The following is a 1,594-nucleotide window of genomic DNA, read 5'->3' as shown; positions in this document are numbered from 1 at the left end:
ATAGCAAAACCTGTCTGAATTTACGCCCTTCAATAGGCAAGCGCTCAAGAAGCTTGTGAGCTTTTTCGAAAAGCAGATAAGACTCTGAAGCGTTATTTATGTCTATACATTGATTAAGATATAGGCGAGCCTGTTGAGTATCTATGTTATCAGTATGATAAGATCCTTTTTTGGCTTCAGCCTTTTGGTATGCGTTAGTTAGATAATTCTGAGCCCTAGGATAGTCAGAGAAAGACAGTCGACACATTGCGTACTGAACCCAGTAATGAGGGCTTTCAATCAACCATGTGCATCTAAACTTCAATTGTTCGTAATATCTATCTAAAACAGCCTGATTTTGAGGTAGTATTCTTTCAACCACATGAAATCTGAGCAGTGATTTAAATATTTTCTTTATTTCAATCTCTTGGTCTTTTATTGAATCTGTTCTCTCAACAATATCTAGGAGAGCATCTCTTACATAAATGTCTGAAAAAGTATTGTTTAACAAAGATAAAGACAAAATACTTGACTTTGATTTAATTGTCGTTCCAGTAAGTTTGAAAAGTTGCTTAAATGGATCTAATTCTCTAAGTGAAATGTTATAAATCGCATTAGAATCAGATATTTCAGACACTAAACTAGCTGTTGGATTAACATTTGCCACTTCACAAACACAAATAGCGAATACTGTTTTCTTAAACTCACTATTACTATAAATTAATTCGGTCTGTTGTTGGATTTTAGTTTTAATATTTGGACTATTAAGAAGCCCTAGAAGCAGTAAAGATATTTGGGAACCATATTTTTCAGCTACCAATTTACCTTTTCTTTCAAGAGATAACGCAGAGAAGTCCTGCCATGCCGCTAAGTTATCTATAATTTTAACTGCATTTTCAATTTCTTTGCTCGATAGTAAATCGACATGATGCTCGATGAAATCTAGCGACTCCATGCTCTTAAGATTATTTGAGTTTCTATCAGCAAATATGTAAAGCAAATTGTCAAACCTAGTTTTATATATATGCTTAATTAGATCTGGGTAGTTTGAAAAGTTATCAACTATGACAACAGCGTTACGCTCATACTTAGAGATTATATCAAGATCGGAAATGTAATCCCCACCATTATCACATAATGTATAGGTGTGGTATCCATTTGTAGTAAGCCCATAGGCTAACATCTCTAGAATTATTGATTTTCCATTACCTAGGTCACCAATAAGAAGTAAGTTGTTGTTGCTTTTAATGTTATCAAGGCAGACGGACACAATATCACGTTTGATGAAGTAAGGTATCGACTCTATCCTTCGAAGTGCATCATGCAACTTTTCTGTTTCGTAATCGCCATAGAGAAAAAGCTTTTCACTATCAATATCGCGAAAATCAGTTTGACCTTCGTAAATCTCATGCTTAATTAAAGAGTCGGTAAATATAATACCTTCTTCTACCTCTTGTTTTGTTACATTCTTGGCTAATTCAGAAAAACCATCAATACCTATAGGTAATACATGACCATATTTTCTGAGTGTAAAAATCTCCTTGAAGTCAGCCCCATCTCTTACAATAAAGTATGTTTTCTCTTGCAATGACGGGTTTTCAAAAAGGAACTTTTT

1 protein-coding gene is annotated in these 1,594 nt (G+C 34.0%); it reads right to left on the bottom strand.

The window, feature by feature from the left end; translation table 11 throughout:
• A partial coding sequence (locus tag I3255_RS13615) for a hypothetical protein (protein ID WP_238039286.1) occupies positions 1–1,594 on the bottom strand: 1,594 nt, incomplete at both ends.

It is taken from the genome of Psychrobacter sp. Ps6 (assembly GCF_022129235.1).
Classification (GTDB): domain Bacteria; phylum Pseudomonadota; class Gammaproteobacteria; order Pseudomonadales; family Moraxellaceae; genus Psychrobacter.
The sequence above is the reverse complement of the archived record's forward strand: the minus strand, read 5'-3'. Positions and strand labels throughout refer to the sequence as shown.